This is a genomic window from Nitratireductor aquimarinus (assembly GCF_017255295.1).
Taxonomy (GTDB): Bacteria; Pseudomonadota; Alphaproteobacteria; order Rhizobiales; family Rhizobiaceae; genus Nitratireductor; species Nitratireductor aquimarinus.
In genome coordinates this window covers 178,012-196,517 of sequence record NZ_JAFKDE010000006.1, presented here as the reverse complement: position 1 = coordinate 196,517, position 18,506 = coordinate 178,012, and the positions used below count along the sequence as shown (strand labels likewise).

11 protein-coding genes are annotated in these 18,506 nt (G+C 61.5%); 8 read left to right on the top strand and 3 right to left on the bottom strand.

Translation table 11 applies throughout. From position 1 onward, the window contains the following. Window positions 1-11 precede the first annotated feature (11 nt). Complete coding sequence (carB, locus tag JYP46_RS11890; RefSeq protein WP_206548196.1) at window positions 12-3,509, bottom strand: carbamoyl-phosphate synthase large subunit; 3,498 nt, start codon at window positions 3,507-3,509, stop codon at window positions 12-14. A 289-nt stretch (window positions 3,510-3,798) separates the two neighbouring features. Between carB and JYP46_RS11885 the strand changes: the two genes are divergently transcribed. The 5 genes from JYP46_RS11885 (at window position 3,799) to JYP46_RS11865 (ending at window position 8,919) form a co-directional block, all read left to right on the top strand. Then, window positions 3,799-4,548, top strand: coding sequence for a DUF4336 domain-containing protein (locus JYP46_RS11885; protein ID WP_113155741.1), 750 nt, complete (start codon window positions 3,799-3,801; stop codon window positions 4,546-4,548). Between the two features lie 158 nt (window positions 4,549-4,706). Continuing rightward, window positions 4,707-5,687, top strand: coding sequence for a L,D-transpeptidase (locus JYP46_RS11880; RefSeq protein WP_222474074.1), 981 nt, complete (start codon window positions 4,707-4,709; stop codon window positions 5,685-5,687). A gap of 97 nt (window positions 5,688-5,784) precedes the next feature. Then, entirely contained in the window at window positions 5,785-6,708 is a 924-nt protein-coding gene (gene ypfJ, locus JYP46_RS11875) for a KPN_02809 family neutral zinc metallopeptidase (protein WP_206548195.1), read from the top strand. 45 nt (window positions 6,709-6,753) lie between these two features. Continuing rightward, entirely contained in the window at window positions 6,754-7,269 is a 516-nt protein-coding gene (locus JYP46_RS11870) for a DUF2937 family protein (RefSeq protein WP_206548194.1), read from the top strand. Between the two features lie 162 nt (window positions 7,270-7,431). Beyond that, window positions 7,432-8,919: a TadE/TadG family type IV pilus assembly protein gene (locus JYP46_RS11865; protein WP_206548193.1), complete on the top strand. Its 1,488-nt coding sequence runs from the start codon at window positions 7,432-7,434 to the stop codon at window positions 8,917-8,919. Between the two features lie 60 nt (window positions 8,920-8,979). Here JYP46_RS11865 and carA read toward each other — a convergent pair whose 3' ends face one another. Then, window positions 8,980-10,179: a glutamine-hydrolyzing carbamoyl-phosphate synthase small subunit gene (gene carA, locus JYP46_RS11860; RefSeq protein ID WP_206543964.1), complete on the bottom strand. Its 1,200-nt coding sequence runs from the start codon at window positions 10,177-10,179 to the stop codon at window positions 8,980-8,982. Window positions 10,180-10,577: 398 nt separating this feature from the next. Here carA and JYP46_RS11855 point away from each other — a divergent pair, with 398 nt between their 5' ends. Both JYP46_RS11855 and JYP46_RS11850 read left to right on the top strand, forming a co-directional pair. Continuing rightward, a complete protein-coding gene (locus JYP46_RS11855) occupies window positions 10,578-11,027 on the top strand; it encodes a GatB/YqeY domain-containing protein (protein WP_113156380.1) in 450 nt (149 codons plus the stop codon). Window positions 11,028-11,169: 142 nt separating this feature from the next. Further along, window positions 11,170-13,536, top strand: a complete 2,367-nt coding sequence (locus JYP46_RS11850) for a heavy metal translocating P-type ATPase (RefSeq protein WP_206548192.1) — start codon at window positions 11,170-11,172, stop codon at window positions 13,534-13,536. Between the two features lie 68 nt (window positions 13,537-13,604). Here the strand turns inward: JYP46_RS11850 and JYP46_RS11845 are convergent, their stop codons facing one another. Continuing rightward, on the bottom strand, window positions 13,605-15,983 hold the full coding sequence (locus tag JYP46_RS11845; protein WP_206548191.1) for a bifunctional diguanylate cyclase/phosphodiesterase: 2,379 nt from the start codon (window positions 15,981-15,983) through the stop codon (window positions 13,605-13,607). A 238-nt stretch (window positions 15,984-16,221) separates the two neighbouring features. Here JYP46_RS11845 and dnaG point away from each other — a divergent pair, with 238 nt between their 5' ends. After that, window positions 16,222-18,162 (top strand): DNA primase, encoded by a 1,941-nt coding sequence (gene dnaG, locus JYP46_RS11840; protein ID WP_206543961.1) that lies wholly within the window; start codon window positions 16,222-16,224, stop codon window positions 18,160-18,162. Window positions 18,163-18,506 lie beyond the last annotated feature (344 nt).

The window sequence follows — 18,506 nt, the reverse complement described above, 5'->3', positions numbered from 1 at the left end:
GTTGCTTGCGGTTAGCCGAAATAGCTCTGCAGCGGGCGGACTTCGAGGCTGCCGGCCTTGAGCGCCAGAATGGCCTCGGCCACGGCTTCAGCGCCCGCCATCGTGGTGTAGTAGGGCACCTTCTGCATCAGCGTTGCGCGACGCAGCGACTTGGAGTCCGACATGGCCTTCTGGCCGTCCGTCGAGTTGAAGACGAGCTGGACCTGACGGTTGCGGATGGCGTCCTCGATGTGCGGGCGGCCTTCCAGAACCTTGTTGATCTTCTCGGCTTCGATGCCGTTTTCACGCAGGAAGCGGGCTGTGCCGCCGGTGGCCAGAACATGCCAGCCGGCATCGGCCAGACGCTTGACGGCCGGCAGGACGCGAACCTTGTCGTCGTCACGCACCGACACGAACAGCGTGCCTTCGCGCGGCAGGTCGACGCCGGCACCGAGCTGCGCCTTGGCAAAGGCGAGCGCGTAATCGGTGTCGAGGCCCATCACCTCGCCGGTGGACTTCATTTCCGGTCCAAGCAGCGTGTCGACGCCCGGGAAACGGGCAAACGGGAACACGGCTTCCTTGACGGCGATGTGGCCCAGCTCGCGTGCATCCGGCATGGAGCCGTAATGCGAGAAGGCGTCTCCCAGCGTCTCGCCGGCCATGATGCGGGCTGCGATCTTGGCAATCGGGCGGCCGATGGTCTTGGCGACGAAGGGCACCGTACGCGAAGCGCGCGGGTTGACTTCAAGAACGTAGACCTCGCCGTTTTTCACGGCGTACTGCACGTTCATCAGGCCGCCGACCTTGAGCGCGCGGGCTAGGGCTGCCGTCTGGCGCTCCAGTTCGCTGACCAGTTCTGCGTCGAGCCCGTGAACCGGCAGCGAGCAGGCGGAGTCGCCGGAGTGAATGCCAGCTTCCTCGATGTGCTCCATGATGCCCGACACATAGGTCTGGCTGCCATCGGACAGGCAGTCCACGTCGATCTCGATCGCTTCGGTCAGATAGGTGTCGAACAGAAGCGGGTTCTTGGAGAGCAGCGTGTTGATCTGGCCCGTCTTGTCGGCCGGATATTTCTGGCGGATCTCCTCGGGCACCAGGCCGGGCACGGTGTCGAGCAGATAGGTCTGCAGCATCGTGTCATTGTGGATGATCTGCATGGCGCGGCCACCCAGAACATAGGACGGGCGCACGACCAGCGGGAAGCCGAGTTCGGAGGCCACGACACGGGCCTGCTCGACCGAGTAGGCGATGCCGTTTTTCGGCTGCTTGAGGCCAAGCTTGATAAGCAGCTTCTGGAAGCGGTCGCGGTCTTCGGCCAGATCGATCATGTCGGGCTCGGTGCCGAGGATCGGGATGCCGGCCTTTTCCAGCGCGTCGGCAAGCTTGAGCGGCGTCTGGCCGCCAAACTGCACGATCACGCCATGCAGCGTGCCCGCCGCCTGTTCGGCGCGCAGGATCTCCAGAACGTCTTCAGGCGTCAGCGGCTCGAAATAGAGGCGGTCGGACGTGTCGTAGTCGGTGGAAACCGTCTCCGGGTTGCAGTTTACCATGATCGACTCGTAACCGGCGTCGGCCAGCGCGAAGGCGGCGTGACAGCAGCAATAGTCGAACTCGATGCCCTGGCCGATACGGTTGGGGCCACCGCCAAGGATCACCACCTTCTTGCGGTCCGAAACGCGGGCTTCATCGGCCACTTCGCCCGCAAAGGGAAGCTCGTAGGTCGAGTACATATAGGCGGTGGGCGCCGCGAACTCGGCCGCGCAGGTGTCGATGCGCTTGTAGACGGGGTGCACGCCAAGCGAATGGCGTTGCTTTTGAATCTCTTCCGCCTCTTTCTTCGTGAGCGACGCGAGGCGTGCATCCGAGAAGCCCATGGACTTCAGCAGGCGCAGGTTTTCCGCGTCTTCCGGCAGGCCATGTTCGCGCACGCGTTCTTCCATGGCGAGGATCGCGGCGATCTGCTCCAGGAACCACGGGTCGATGCGGCACATCGTGTGCACGTCTTCAAGGCTGGTGCCGAGACGGATCGCTTCGGCCACCATGCGCAGGCGGTCCGGCGTGGGCGTGCCAAGGGCCGCGCGAATGGCGTTCTTGTTTTCCGACGGATCGCCATCGACGACATAGCCGGGGATCTCGATCTCATCGAGACCGGTCAGGCCCGTCTCAAGGCCGCGCAGCGCCTTCTGGAAGGATTCAGCAAAGGTGCGGCCAATGGCCATCACTTCGCCGACCGACTTCATCGCCGTGGAGAGAACCGGCTTGGAGCCCGGGAATTTCTCGAATGCGAAGCGCGGGATCTTGGTGACCACATAGTCGATGGATGGTTCGAAGGATGCCGGCGTCGCGCCGCCCGTGATGTCGTTCTCCAGCTCGTCCAGCGTGTAGCCGACGGCGAGCTTGGCCGCGATCTTCGCGATCGGGAAGCCCGTCGCCTTGGAGGCAAGTGCGGAGGAGCGCGACACACGCGGGTTCATCTCGATGACGACGAGACGGCCATTCTCCGGATTGACGGCGAACTGAACGTTCGAGCCGCCGGTTTCCACACCGATCTCACGCAGCACCGCAATCGATGCGTTGCGCATGATCTGGTACTCCTTGTCCGTCAGCGTCAGGGCAGGGGCCACGGTGATCGAATCGCCCGTGTGCACGCCCATCGGATCGACGTTCTCGATGGAGCAGATGATGATGCAGTTGTCCGCGCGGTCGCGAACCACTTCCATCTCATACTCCTTCCAGCCGAGTACGGATTCCTCGATCAGCACTTCCGTGGTCGGCGAGGCGTCGAGACCGGAAGAAACGATCTCGAAGAACTCTTCGCGGTTGTAGGCGATGCCGCCGCCCGTGCCGCCCAGCGTGAAGGAGGGACGGATGATTGCCGGCAGGCCGACGAAGTCGAGCGCCTGCGCGGCCACGCCCATGGCGTGGTTCATGTAGCGCTGCTTGCGGTCGCTCTCGCCGAGGTTCCACTCGTTTTCCAGATCGTCCAGCGCTGCGTCGAGCGCTTCGTCGGAGAGCGTGTCTTTCAGCTCCTGGCGCTTGACTTCGTGCTTCTGGCGGTCGGCGTTCTTGACGTCGGATGCATTGGCCAGCATCGAGCGCGGCGTCTCGAGGCCGATCTTGGCCATGGCCTCACGGAACAGCGAGCGGTCCTCGGCCTTGTCGATGGCGTCGGGCTGCGCGCCGATCATCTCGACATTGTAGCGCTCGAGCACGCCCATGCGGCGCAGGCTGAGTGCGGTGTTGAGCGCGGTCTGGCCGCCCATGGTGGGGAGCAGCGCGTCGGGGCGCTCCTTGGCGATGATCTTGGCGACCACTTCCGGCGTGATCGGCTCGATATAAGTGGCGTCGGCAAGCTCCGGGTCGGTCATGATGGTGGCCGGGTTGGAGTTCACCAGAATGACTCGGTAGCCCTCTTCTCGCAGCGCTTTGACGGCCTGGGTGCCGGAATAGTCGAACTCGCAGGCCTGGCCGATGACGATGGGGCCGGCCCCGATGATCAGGATCGACTTGATGTCGGTGCGTTTGGGCATGGAAGTACACTCGCGCGTAGAAGCCGTCGCCGCACGGGCGGATGCCGCGCGCAGGCCGGGCAAAAAATTGTCGGGCTAGGCGCGCCTTATAGGCAATGGGCGGCCCTGACGGAACCCCGAAAATGACGATTTCAACGCGACCAGAGGTTACGAAGGCATATTGTACACGGCAAGTTGCGCTTGTGAGGGGCGGGTGGCACCGTATCGGAGCGGGGGACGCTCATTTCTGCTGCCCCGATTCTCGCAGGCGCGGCATCTCAAGCCGGCATCAAACCGTTGGGAGCAGGCCATGGGCGCACATGAAGAAACAGCCACCTATCCGCCGCTCAACACGCTGAAGCCGGTGACGGAAAATCTTTGGATTGTTGACGGCCCGACAATTCCCTTTGGTCCGCCCGGTCTAAAAATGCCGTTCCCCACGCGCATGACGATCATCCGGCTGCGCGGTGGCGGTCTTTTCGTGCATTCGCCGACGCATATGACGGAGGATCTGCGTGCGGCCGTGGAGACGCTGGGGCCGGTTCGCTTCATCGTCGCGCCGAACCGCATCCATTACTGGTGGGTGCCGGTGTGGCGCGCTGCCTTTCCCGATGCTGAAATCTGGATGGCCCCGCGCATTCGCGAACAGGCCAGGGGCCACATCGACTTCCCGACACGCGAACTCACGGACGAGAACGGCTATCCGTGGGATGATGAAATCCGCACCCTGCCGGTTGCGGGCAGCTTCATGACGGAGGTGGAGTTCTTCCACATCGAAAGCCGAACGCTGATCCTGACGGATTTCATCGAGAATTTCGAGCCGCAGAAACTCAACTGGTGGCGGCGCATCATGGCGCGGCTTGGCGGCGTTCTTGCGCCGCAAGGCGCGATGCCGCGCGACATGCGCCTCACCTTCGCCAGCCAGCGCCCCGCGTTGAAACGGGCCGTGGAAACAATGATCGGCTGGGGACCGGAGCGTGTCATCATTGCACATGGCCGCTGGTTCGAACGTGATGGTGCGGAAGCGCTGAAGCGGGCTTTCAGTTGGCTTCTGCGTTGACCGGACGGATTAGCGCCTCACCGCCTATGGTTGCTTTACTTGGGTGGAAAGCTTGGCTGTAATGCTGTCTTTGAAGCCTTCCGCGCTTCCCGCGCTTCTGGAGGGCATCGGGGAGAGGAGCCAGCTTGATGGGAATGCGCGACTTGGGAATGTCAGGCATGAACCGCAGGCGCTTTATGGTCGGGGCAGGGGCCTTGGGAGCGGCAGGCCTGATCGGGCTGGAAGTGGCCGCAGAGCAGGTGCTTAAGGACATCAATGCGCTGAAGCCCGGTGAGTTCACCTGGCACCCGGACCGTCAACCTTCAGGGCCGGTTGCGGTGGTCGTGTCGCTGCCGGAGCAGCGCGTGCATGTCTACCGCAACGGCATCCGCATCGCTGCCTCCACCTGCTCGACGGGCAAGCAGGGGCATGAGACGCCGACCGGTGTTTTCGTGGTTCTTCAGAAAGACAGGGACCATCGCTCCAGCACCTACAACAATGCGCCCATGCCGAACATGAACCGGCTGACCTGGTCGGGCATCGCGCTTCACGCAGGCAATCTGCCGGGATATCCCGCCTCGCATGGCTGTGTGCGCCTGCCGATGGCCTTTTCCGAAAAACTCTTTGAGGTTACCCATCTGGGCACGCCGGTCATCATTTCCGGCGCGCATGGAGACCCCTGGGAATTGACGCATCCGGGCATGGTCCTGTCCGGTTATGCCGAGCATGAGTTCGAGAAGATCGAAGCCTCACTGGACGGCAAGAAGCACCCGAAGGACTGGAGCGCGGCCGAGCAATATCCCGTTACCTCGGTGATTGCCTCATCCGCCGACCGGCGCATCATGCTTGTCGAGAATGGCCGCGTTCTGGCCGAGGGAGATCTGAACATCTCCGGGCGCGGGAAGCTTGGCAGCCACGCCTTTGTGCTTCACGGCGCTGATGGAGAGGCGCAGGGCATGAGCTGGTATGTCATCAGCCATGACAGTGGCGCGGATGGCAATTTCCAGCCCGAGCAGCGACTTCTGTCGCGGCTGACCACGGACAATGCCTTTTCCGCGGCCATGCATGACCGCATGCATCCGGGCATGGTGATGATTTTAACTGACGCCCCGCTTCATCCGGAAACACGTTCGGGCAAGGACTTTGTCATCATGTCCTAAGCCGCTTCGGATATGATTCTGACGGGAAACAATCTCTGGCGTTGTGGTGTATAAGCCGATAACTAGAGTTCACTGAAGACAACTGGGAATTGCACGCATGCGCTGGAAAGGCCGCCGTCAAAGCAGCAATGTCGAAGACCGCCGGGGCCGCTCGAGCGGCGGTGGTTCTTTACCGGGTGGGTTTGGTCGATCCGGCGGGCGCATAAGGTTGCCTTCCGGTGGTAGCAGGCGCGCTGGCGGCGGCTTGTCCGGGATCATTGTTCTTGTCGTCCTGTTCTTCGTTCTGCGGGCCTGCGGGATTGATCCGCTGGGCATGCTCACTGGCGAGCCGGGCGGTGGTAGCCAGACGACCACGACACAGCGTCAGGAAACAGGCGGCGCAAGCGACGAGATGAAGCAGTTCGTCAGCGTCGTTCTCGCCGAGACGGAAGACACCTGGAACGGCATCTTCGAGTCCCAGGGCCTCGATTACAAAGAACCTTCGATGGTTCTGTTCAGCGATTCCGTGCGTTCGGCCTGCGGTTTTGCTTCGGCGGCGACCGGGCCATTTTATTGCCCGGGCGATGAGAAGGTCTATATCGACCTGAGCTTCTTCGATCAGCTTGCCCGGCGTTTCGGGGCGACCGGCGATTTTGCCCAGGCCTATGTCGTGGCGCATGAGGTTGGGCATCACGTGCAGAACGTGACCGGCATCCTGCCGCGCTTCAACCAGATGCGCCAGCGCATGAGCCAGGCCGAGGCCAACGCCATGTCCATCCGTGTCGAATTGCAGGCGGATTGCTTCGCCGGCATCTGGGCGCATTACACGGCCCAGAAAGGGCTTCTGGAAGATGGCGATATCGAGGAAGCGCTGAACGCTGCCAACCAGATTGGCGACGACACCTTGCAGCGCCGCACCCAGGGATATGTGGTGCCGGAGAGTTTCAATCATGGCACGTCGCAGCAACGGCGGACATGGTTTGCGCGGGGGCTCAAAAGCGGACGGCTGGCCGATTGCGATACGTTCAACGATCCGATCTAAGCCGAAGCCGGCTGTTCTGCTGCCACCCAAGAGGTAGATCTGAACATGTTTGGAACAGGACGAATTCTCGGCCTTGCCGTGGCTTTGGCATGTGGAGCCGCAACCTCGCAGGCGCCGGAGTTCGCACAGCAATACCGCCAGCGCCTCAATGGCGCCCTGCATGAACTGAGGTTGGTGGTTTCGGCTTTCGATGCCGACGCCACCCGGAACAACCTCACCCGTGAGAGAGCGATTGTCGTCTACGAAGAGGCTGGAAGCGACTTTCTGCGTGACCGCGCCACGTCCGTTCGTGTCGCGATCGGGCGGCTTGGCGATCTGGAGCGGCAGTCGGCTGCATTTGACGAGGCTTCGCCCGTTCTGCGGCCGCTTATCGTCGCGCGTTCTCCCGATGGACCGCTTCTACAGGGCGCGCTGGATGATTATGAGCCAGCCGTGCCACTGACGCTGCACGGATTTATCTGGACAGGCGTGGGCGTTCTATTTGGCTTTTCTGTAGTCTGGCTCCTGGGACTACTGTTCCGTAGAAAAAAGCATTACCCGGCTCACAATTTACGCGTGTAAAATTTACAACTCGCGTTTAACGTGTTTTTAAAAGCAGAGAAATAGATTGCCCCAAACAATAAAAGCTTGGGTGGGCATATGATTTCTCTTTTAGAACGCTTTTTGCGTTCCGGGACGCGCTTGTGTGAGCGTTTCGGAGCGGACCGATCCGGCAATTTTGCAATGATCACGGCTCTGTCGGCGATGGCCCTCATCGGGGGCTCTGGCTTTGCCCTGGACTACGCGAATATGAGCCGCGTGCGCGCAAGTCTCCAGAACAGTCTGGACAGCGCAGCACTTGCTGTCGCGCAAAAGGGCAAGACGATCACGGATACCGAGGCGCGCGCGATCGCCGAATCCTATCTTGCGGGCAATCTTCCCGTTGTTTTCAAGAATCTGGACGTTGACCGTGTCGGTGAATCCGTCACCGTAACGGCGGACGTGGACGTCAAGCTGTTCTTCGGCGGTATTCTGGGGAAGGAAAGCATGCCGGTTTCCGCCCTGTCGAAGGCGGATGTGGCGCTGATTTCCTATGAAATCGCTCTGGTTCTGGACACGACGGGCTCCATGAGCGGACGCAAACTCCGCGACATGAAAACGGCGGTCGAGGGACTGGTCGACAACATCTCTGCGCAGGTCAAGGATCCCGAGCGCCTGCGGTTTTCGCTTGTGCCATTCTCGACTTTCGTCAATGTCGGTCCGCAATTTGCACCGGATTTCGACAAGAACGGCAAGATCGTCAAGGATACTGGCGCTCCATGGCTTGATCTCGAAGGCGTCAGCGAAATCCCGCAGCTTGAGCTGGAAGCCGGGGTTAGCCGCTTCGAAGCCTATCACAATATGGGGCTTGAATGGAAAGGTTGCGTTGAGACACGCATGCCCGATGGCGACAAACGTCACGATGTCGCCGACACCGAGGCCGTTCAGACGCATCAGGCGTCACTGTTCGTACCCACGTTTGCGATTGATGAACCTGAGGATTATCGCAACGATTACATCGAGTCCGAGGTCGACCCGCGCGGCAATGACCGGGAAAAGAAGCTCAAGAAATACGGTTACAACGGCTACAAGCAAATCTTCAAGCGCGTCGCGCTGGAAGACCTGGAGGACAATCGCGGTCCGAACTATATGTGCGTTTCCGAGCCCCTGACGCCTTTGACGAACGACTACGCCGATCTGAAAACGAAGGTTAAAAAGCTCAAGGCAAGCGGCAACACCAACATCATGGAAGGTGTGGCGTGGGGCACGCGGGTTCTCTCGCCGCACGAGCCCTTTGCCGGCGGCGATCCGAATGACGGCATCATCAAGGTGATGGTTGTGCTGACCGACGGCAAAAACATTTTCGGTGTTCGTGATGACAGGCTGCGGTCGCGCTACTCGAGCTTTGGATACATGGTCGACGGCCGCCTTGATGGTGAAGTGAACGCCAGCTCCAGCAAGTCGACCAAGCTGATGAACAGCAAGACGCTTGAAGCCTGCACCTATGCCAAAGCGGACGGGATCGACATCTATACGATCCGGCTTGAAGAGGACGACTCCGATACAGGTACGCTGATGAGCGCCTGCGCGAGCCGGCCGGACCAGTATTACGACACCCCCTCCAGCAGTCAGCTCAAGAAGGTGTTCGAGAACATTGGCGAGAAGATCGTCCGGCTTCGTCTGTCGACCTGACGGAAGCCGGAGTGCTGAAAAAGAAAGGGCGGCCTGTGAGCCGCCCTTTTTGCTGTGTCGTTATTCCGCCAGTGCGGGCTCGCCGCGCCGTTCGCGGATCAGATTGGCGAAGCGGCGGAAGAGATAGTGTGAGTCCTGCGGGCCGGGCGAGGCCTCCGGGTGGTGCTGCACCGAAAAGACCGGGCGTCCGGCGATGGTCAGGCCGCAATTGCTGCCGTCGAACAGCGAGACATGGGTCTCTTCCACACCTTCCGGCAGCGTGTCGCCATCCACCGCAAAGCCGTGGTTCATGGACACGATCTCCACCTTTCCGGTGGTGAAGTCCTTGACCGGGTGGTTTGCGCCATGATGACCCTGATGCATCTTCACCGTCTTGCCGCCAAGCGCCAGGGCAAGCATCTGGTGGCCGAGGCAGATGCCGAAGACCGGAATGTCGGTTTCAAGCAGTTCACGGATCATCGGTACGGCATAATCGGCGGTTGCCGCCGGATCGCCCGGGCCGTTGGAGAGGAAGATACCGTCGGGCTTCATGGCGAGGATGTCTGCGGCGCTGGTCTTGGCGGGCACCACCGTCACCTTCGCGCCGAGACCGGCCAGAAGGCGCAGAATGTTGCGCTTCGCGCCATAGTCGACAGCGACGATGTGGTGGGTCGGCTCGTCCTGCGCGCCAAACCCTTCATCCCAGACCCACGGCGTTTCCGTCCAGCCCATCGACTGGCCGGAGGTAACCTCCTTGGCGAGGTCGAGGCCGACCAGACCCGACCATTCGCGCGCCTTGCTCTTCAGGGCTTCGATGTCGAACGCGCCATCGGGATTATGTGCGATCACCGCGTTGGCCGCACCCTTTTCGCGCAGAAGCGCGGTCAGCGCACGCGTGTCCACGCCGCTGATGGCCACGATGCCGCGGCGCTTCAGCCAGCCATCGAGATGGCCGCCGGAGCGGTAGTTCGAGGGGTTGGTGATGTCAGCGCGGAAAACAGCGCCGACCGCGCCAGCGCGCGCCGCCGGGTGCAGGTCTTCGATGTCTTCGTCATTGGCGCCGACATTGCCGATATGCGGGAATGTGAAGGTGACGATCTGCCCGGCATAGGACGGATCGGTCAGAACCTCCTGATAGCCGGTGAGCGCGGTGTTGAAGCAGAGCTCGCCAATGGCCTCTCCGCCAGCGCCAATGCCTTTGCCCTCTATGACAGTGCCATCGGCAAGCACGATGAGAGCCGTTGGCCGGGTCGTGCTCCATGGGGCGGTCTTGGTCGCCATTGGGAAGTCTCCATCCTTCGTGTGCCCGGGCGCGATCACGGTCATATGACCGGGCGCTTCGTTCAGGTTCCTTTAGCATGATCTGCGAGCAGACCGGTTCTCACTTTTTGCCGCCGAGCGCAAGAGGCTTGCGCCCGAGGGGCCTTGAAAGAAAGTGCCTTATAGGCCATATGGCCCATCGACATGGGTCCAGCCCCGGGCGAAATCGCCGGTGGATTCAGGCCGAAACGGAAATTGTCCATGCAGGTCGCGGACAATAGGCAAAGGCTCAAAAACGGTCAATCTGTAGCAAATAAATATTTATGCCAATGTTTCCAATGACTTATGGGGGCGTTGCGGCTTGCTTCGAGATTCGGCCGGGGCTATGTTCATCCTAGTGACTGGAGACAGGTGTTATGATGCGCGAGAAACTCGCCAGGGCGTTGAACGATGCCGTCAAACAGAAGGACAAACGCCGCGTTTCGACGCTGCGTCTGGTTCAGACCGCTATCAAGGACCGCGATATAGCCAATCGCGGAGCCGGCAAGGATCCTGTGAGTGATGAGGATATCCTCCAGATTCTCTCGAAAATGGCCAAGCAGCGTCAGGAATCGGCAAAGGCTTTCGAAGAAGGAAACCGCCTCGAGCTCGCAGAGCAGGAGCGCGAGGAGATCGTGGTGATCACCGAGTTTCTGCCAAAACCCCTTGGCGAAGACGATCTGAAGCAGGCCTGCGCCCAGGTGGTGCAGGAAGTCGGCGCAGACGGTTTGCGCGACATGGGGCGCTGCATGAACGTTCTGAAGGAAAAATTCCCCGGCCGTATGGATTTCGGCAAAGCCAGCGGCATCGTGAAGGGCATGCTGCGCTAGCGCCTTTCACATATTGCGGGAAACAGGATGTCAGGGCGGCTCGATCGGGTCGCCCTTTTTGCATTGAGGCGAAGAGGGGTTTGACCTTCCAGCGGCTGGAAGGAGTAACGCAGGAGCGAACACATATCTCTGGAGGTGTGCAATGGCCGATGCGCATAAACATGATCACGCTGAAAAAGCCTGCTGCGGCGAACACGAAACGGCTCACGCCGAAGCCACGGCGCGTGACCCGGTTTGCGGTATGGACGTGACGATAGAGGGAGCCGGGCACACGCTGGAGCACGGCGGTGAGCGTCACTATTTCTGTTCGCAGCGCTGTCAGGACCGGTTCGAAGCTGATCCGGAGCGGTATCTGGATGGCGCGCGGCAACAGGAGCCCATGCCCAGGGGTACCCAATACACCTGTCCCATGCATCCCGAGATCATTCGCGACGAGCCGGGTTCATGCCCCATCTGCGGCATGGCGCTGGAGCCCATGGGCGTGCCCACCGGAGAGGAGGGGCCCAATCCCGAACTCGTGGATTTCACCCGCCGTTTCAAGGTAAGCGCAGTTCTGGCGGTTCCGCTGCTGCTGATCGCGATGGGGCCGATGGTTGGCTTGCCTTTCCGCCACTGGATCGGTGAGCCGCTTGCGGTCTGGCTGGAATTCGCGCTGGCAACGCCCGTGGTTCTGTGGGCGGCGCTGCCGTTTTTCCGTCGCGGCTACGATTCCATCGTCAATCGCAGCCCCAATATGTGGACGCTCATCTCCATCGGTGTGGGCGCGGCCTATGCCTACAGCGTCGTCGCCACCCTGATGCCGGATATCTTCCCAGCCCAGTTTCGCGGCGAAGGCGGTGTGGTGCCGGTCTATTTCGAGGCAGCGGCCGTCATCGTGGCGCTGGTCTTTCTCGGTCAGGTGCTGGAGCTGAGAGCGCGTGAGCGTACCGGCTCGGCCATCCGGGCCCTGCTCGATCTTGCGCCAAAAACGGCGCGGCGCATTGCCGAGGATGGTTCTGAGGCCGATGTGCCGCTGGATGACGTGCGTGAAGGCGACCGGTTGAGGGTGCGCCCCGGCGACAGCATTCCCGTCGACGCCACGGTCGAGAAGGGGCGTTCCTCCGTCGATGAATCCATGATTACCGGCGAGCCCGTTCCCGTCGAAAAGGCCGAAGGGGACCCGGTAACGGGCGGCACGATCAACAAGAATGGCACGCTGATCGTGCGCGCCGACCGGGTCGGTTCGGAAACGGTCCTGTCGCAGATCGTCGACATGGTGGCCAAGGCCCAGCGCTCGCGCGCCCCCATTCAGGGGCTGGCAGACCGGGTTTCGTTCTATTTCGTGCCAACGGTGGTGCTGGTCGCCATCATTGCCTTTGTCGTCTGGGCGATGTTCGGTCCTGCGCCTTCAATGGTCTTCGCCATCGTCTCGGCGGTCTCGGTGCTCATCATTGCCTGCCCCTGTGCGCTTGGGCTTGCCACGCCCATGTCGATCATGACGGCGACGGGCAGGGGCGCGCAGGCGGGTGTCCTCATCAAGGACGCCGAGGCGCTGGAGCGCTTTGCCAGGGTGGACACGCTGATCGTGGACAAGACCGGAACCCTGACCGAGGGGCGTCCGAAACTGACCGATGTGGTGGTTGCCGAGGGGATCGACGAAAAACGCTTCCTCAAACTGGCGGCAAGTCTTGAGCGAGGTTCCGAACATCCGCTGGCCGAGGCAATCGTCGCTGGCGCGGAACAGCGTGGCGTCACACTCGAAACGGCTTCCGATTTCGAGGCAATCACCGGCAAGGGTGTTTCCGGCACGGTCTCGGGCAACCATGTCGCACTGGGCAACAGGGCGATGATGGAAGAGGCCGGCGTCACGGTTGACGCTCTGGTTGAACAGGCCGACGCACTGCGCAGCGATGGCAAGACAGCCATGTTCGTTTCTGTCGACGGAAAGGCAGCCGGCCTCATTGCCGTCGCCGATCCGGTCAAGGAGACGACGGCCGATGCGATCCGCGCGCTTCATGATCTCGGCCTCACCATCATCATGGCGACCGGCGACAATGCCCGCACGGCGAAGGCGGTCGCAGAACGCCTCGGCATTGATGAAGTGCGCGCCGACATGCTGCCGGAGAGCAAGCAGGCGCTGATCGAGGAGCTGCGCGCCAAGGGAGCCAGCGTGGCGATGGCGGGCGATGGCGTGAATGATGCGCCTGCACTCGCCGCTGCCGATGTGGGCATCGCCATGGGGACCGGTGCAGACGTGGCTATGGAAAGCGCCGGCATCACGCTGGTGAAGGGCGATCTGAACGGGATTGTGCGGGCGCGCGCTCTGGCGCGGGCAACGATCCGCAACATCAAGGAGAACCTGTTCTTTGCCTTTGTCTACAATGCGCTCGGTGTGCCGGTCGCCGCTGGCATTCTCTACCCGGTCTTTGGCACGCTTCTGTCACCGATGATCGCAGCAGCGGCGATGAGCCTGTCTTCGGTTTCCGTTATCGCGAACGCCCTGCGCCTTCGCACCGTGAAGCTCGGATAGATCTGGTTCTTCGCGAAGGCTGAAATGAAAAAAGCCCCGTCCTGAGCGGGGCTTTTTGTTGAGATCTCTCAGGCTGCGTTCGCGTCGGAGCGCTTTTGCTCCCCCGTTTCGAACTCCCGGAGCACATCCTCGATCGGGCTGGGTCGACCCAGATAATAGCCCTGTCCGATCTGACAGAACTCGCTGGCGAGAAAGCTGAGCTCGCCGGAGGTCTCCACACCTTCCGCCAGCACCGGCAGGCCGAGGCCGCGCCCGATGCCCAGAACCGCTTTCACAATGGTTGCGGCCTGTTCGTTGGTGTCCACCTGACGAATGAAGCTGCCGTCGATCTTGATCTTGTCGAACGGGAAGGCGCGCAGGTTGGAGAGCGAGGAATAGCCGGTGCCGAAATCGTCCATCGCCACCTTGATGCCGAGCGCCTTGAGCTGGCGCAGCGTGGTGAGCGCACGGTGCATGTCGCGCACCAGGGCCGTTTCGGTGATCTCGATCTCCAGGCGATGCGGAGAGAGGCCGGTTTCCAGAAGCACGCGATGTACGGTCTGCGGAAAGTTCACACTGTGCAGCTGCACGGCGGAGACGTTGACCGCGATCATGAGATCGTCTTTCCAGCTGGCCGCTGCGCTACAGGCAGTCTGCAGAACCCATTCGCCGATCGGCACGATGGCGCCGCTTTCCTCGGCAACCGGAATGAAGACGCCCGGAGAAATGTTGCCGCGCTCGGGGTGTTTCCAGCGCAGAAGCGCCTCGTATCCGATCAGCTCGCCCGTATCGAGCTTCTTCTGTGGCTGGTAGACGAGGTGAAACTCTCTGCGGCCCACCGCATGGCGCAGCTCATGCTCCATGATGCGCCGCGCGCGCGCTTCCTGCCCCATTTCGTGTTCATAGAAGCGATAGGTATCGCGGCCCTCGGACTTTGCGCGGTAGAGCGCGGTGTCTGCGTGGTTGATCAGGGCCTCCTGATCTCTGGCGTCCTGCGGATAAAGCGCAATGCCGATGCTGGTGGACATCAGGCCATCATTGCTCGCCTGCTCGTTTTCCTTGCGGAAAGCGTGCAGGATTTCCTCAGCGAGTGCCGCAGCCTCGCGCGGATCAGAAAGCCCCGGTGCAATGATCGCGAACTCATCGCCGCCAAGGCGCGCGAGCATCTGCCCATGGCGAAGCGCACGGCCAGCATTGTCGGCGACCTTGCGCAGCATCGTGTCTCCGGCTGCATGGCCAAACAGGTCGTTGACCTCCTTGAAACGGTCAAGGTCGAGACAGAGAAGCGCGATGGATTTGCCTTCCGGGAGCGCTTCCATCTCTTCTTCCAGCCGGGCGGTGAAGTTGCGCCGGTTGGGCAGGTTGGTCAGCGTGTCATGCATGGCGAGCCGGCGGATATCGGCCTCCGCCTTCTTGCGCTCGCGCAGGTCGCGCACAGCGACGACGGTGTGCGGCTTGCCGCTGTAATCGATGACGCGCGAAAGAAGTTCAACAGGCTGCGTGGTGCCGTCCGCATGTTTCAGCGTGGTCTCCCAGACCGGTTCATCGGCAAGGACGCCATTCTTCTCGATGGAGGTGAAGAGCTTGGTGAAGTCCATGCCGATGAGCTCATCGAGCGGGCGGCCGCTCAGTGTGCAAAGGCTTTGGTTTGCGGTGATGATGGTGGTGTCATCGCATACCAGAAGCCCTTCCATGGCGGCGTTGGCGAGGCCGCGCATGCGGCGTTCTTCGGTGATTGCACGGCTGCGGTCACGGATGTCGACCCACAGCGCTACGGCCGTCATCAGGAAGATCATGAAGGCTGCGAACGCGACCGCCATGGCCAGCCACATGGACGGTATGGAGAAGGGCGAGATGGTGATCGTCGGGTCGGGAATGATCGAAACGGCGCCCATCGCGGTGAAGTGCATGGTGCAGATGGCCAGCGTGAGCGTCAGGCTCGCGGCGATGGTCTTGGCTTCATTGCTGCGGGAGAGCGCAATGCGCATCGCCAGTGCGCCAAGAACGACGCCGGCAATCAGTGAAGCGGCGACCAGCCCCATGTCCCACACGAGACGGCCTTCAACCTCGAGCGCTGCCATGCCCGTAAAGTGCATGACGGCGATGCCGGAGCCGACAATCGCGCCGCCGACCAGATGATGATCGAGTTTCTGGCGGGCTGCGACCGACATGCCAAGTCCGCTGAAGACGATGGCGAGCAGAAGGGAGACGGCTGTGAGCGGCACGTCATATGCCGTAGGAAGGCCCGGAGCGAAGGCGAGCATGGCAATGAAATGCGTCGCCCACACGCCAAAGCCGAAGCAGATTGCGGCAACGGCGGTCCATAACCAGCGCGTGCGGCCGGTGGATTTACATAAATGCTGGAGCAGGATGATCGCTGCAAAGGATGCGATGGCTCCGATGACCCCGGCGAGAAGCACCATTCCCGGGTCGTGTTCATTGACGATGCAATTGTAAACCGTAAGCACTTTGTGTCCCGCCACCTGATCGTTTTGTCAGTCGCTGGCCGTGCATTCGGGCGCAGCGCGCTGTTCTTTGAACCAGCGTTTAGCATCACTGTTTTGAATAATCGGTTAAGTTGTATGGCGGTTATGAAGTACCAGCCTGACGGGGCAGGGCTGTGAATACCGTGAAGAAGCCGGATCTCGATTCGCCGTCGCCGACGAACGTGCTTATATGGAGCGGCTAGAGGCTCTGAACTGAACAATGCGCTTTCCGAATTCCTTTCTTGATGAGATACGCGACCGCGTTCCGATTTCGCAGGTGATCGGCACACGTGTGACGTTTGACAGGCGCAAGACAAACGCCTCGCGCGGCGACTATTGGGCCTGCTGTCCCTTCCATGGCGAGAAGTCCCCGAGTTTTCACTGCGAGGACCGCAAGGGGCGTTACCACTGTTTCGGCTGCGGCGTGTCGGGCGATCATTTCCGCTTTCTCTCCGAGCTCGATGGAATAAGCTTCCCCGAAGCGGTCGAGCGTATTGCCGACATGGCCGGTGTGCCGATGCCGCAGCGCGATCCGCAGGCGGAGCGTCGCGAGCAGAAGCGCGCCTCACTCTCCGAGGTCATGGAAATGGCGGCAGGCTATTTCCAGAGCATGCTGCAGGAGCAGCAGGGCGCCGAGGCGCGGGCCTATCTGCGTTCGCGCGGGCTCTCCAGCGCCACGCAGCAGAGCTTCCGCATCGGTTACGCACCGTCGAGCCGCAATGCGCTCAAGGAGTTTCTTGCCGGCAAGGGCGTTGGGAAGGATCAGATCGAGGCCTGCGGTCTTGTCGTGTTCGGCCCCGATATCCCGGTTTCCTATGACCGTTTCCGTGATCGCATCATGTTTCCCATCGAGGATGCACGGGGACGGGTGATCGCTTTTGGCGGTCGCGCCATGTCCAAGGATGTGCCTGCCAAATATCTGAACTCGCCCGATACCGAGCTCTTCCACAAGGGAACGGTGCTCTACAATCTGGCGCGCGCGCGCCGTGTGTCCGCGAAGGGCGACACCGTTATCGCGGTGGAAGGCTATATGGACGTGATCGGGCTTGCGCAGGCGGGCTTTGAAAACGCCGTTGCGCCGCTCGGAACGGCGCTCACGGAAAACCAGCTCGAACTGCTCTGGCGCATGACCGGTGAGCCGGTCCTGTGTTTCGACGGCGACGAGGCGGGGCTGCGCGCTGCCTGGCGCGCTGCCGATCTCGCCCTGCCGGTGGTGCAGCCGGGGCGCAGCCTGCGCTTTGCGCTTTTGCCCGAGGGCAAGGATCCCGACGATCTGGTGCGCGAGGAGGGGCCGGACGCATTTGCGGCGGTTCTGTCCGGCGCGCGCCCGCTGGCCGACATGCTCTGGATGCGCGAAACCTCCGGCAAGGTGTTCGATACACCCGAACGCCGCGCTGAGCTGGAGCGCAATCTGCAGGCGCTGACGGCGCAGATCCGCGACGAAAACCTCAAGCGCCACTACAGCCAGGACATGCGTGAGCGTGCGCGCACCTTCTTTGGGGGCGAGCAGTCGAAGCGTGGCGGCCAGCGTGGCTACCGCGATGGCGGCGGTGGTGGTGGGCGCAATCGCGGTTTCAGCGGCAGGCCCGGTGGGGCGTCAGGACGGCTTGCGGTTTCCGAAAGCCTGGCCCGCTCGGCTCTGGTGCGCAGTTCCAAACCCGCAATGCCGCTGCGCGAGGCAACCCTCCTCGTGACGCTGGTGAACCATCCGGGCCTTCTGGATGAGTATTTCGATGCGCTCGATCAGATGCTTCTGGCCAGTGCCGATCTCGGCCGGCTGCGCATGTCTCTTCTGGATGCAGTGGCGCACAACCCCGCGCATGACCGGGACATGATCCTCAAAAAGATCGAGGATGACGGACTGGTCGGGATCTGGAAGCAGGCGGAGGCGCGCGTGAAGGGCGCTTACATGTGGCCGGCCCTTGAGAATGCTGCTCTGGACGATGCGCGGGAGGCTTTTGCGCAGACCCTCTACTTGCACCGGCGCGCAGGCTCTCTACATAAGGAGCTGAAAGCGGCCGAACTGGCGCTCGCAAACGATTGGAATGAAGAGGATGCGCGGCATCTGACTGAGATCCAGGCGGAGCTGAGCAATCTGCAGGCAACTGAAGCGCTCATTGAAGGCTTCGGTCTTCTATCAGGGCGTGCGAATCGATCTTGAGCGTGACAAACCTATCTGGTTGGCTAAAAACCGGCCGAAACGGGAAAAAGCACGAGAATCACCCTCTGATTCGCTTTTTTACTCCGAATCAGGGTGCTTCGGCTTGACGTTGCGCCGGAATGCAGGAATCAGGTTCGATTCGAGAATGGGCTGTGCCGACGCCGCGAAAAGCGCGGCACGCAAGAGAAAAGATACTGAAATTGGACACGATAGGGAGTCCACCTAAGTATCAGGGTTAATCCGACATTAACGCGGCCGGCGCTAGACCACGAATCAGGTTGCGGGATGTCGTGACGGACAGCCGTTGCAGCGGCGGCGACGGGGTGGCATGGAACCCCGCTCGG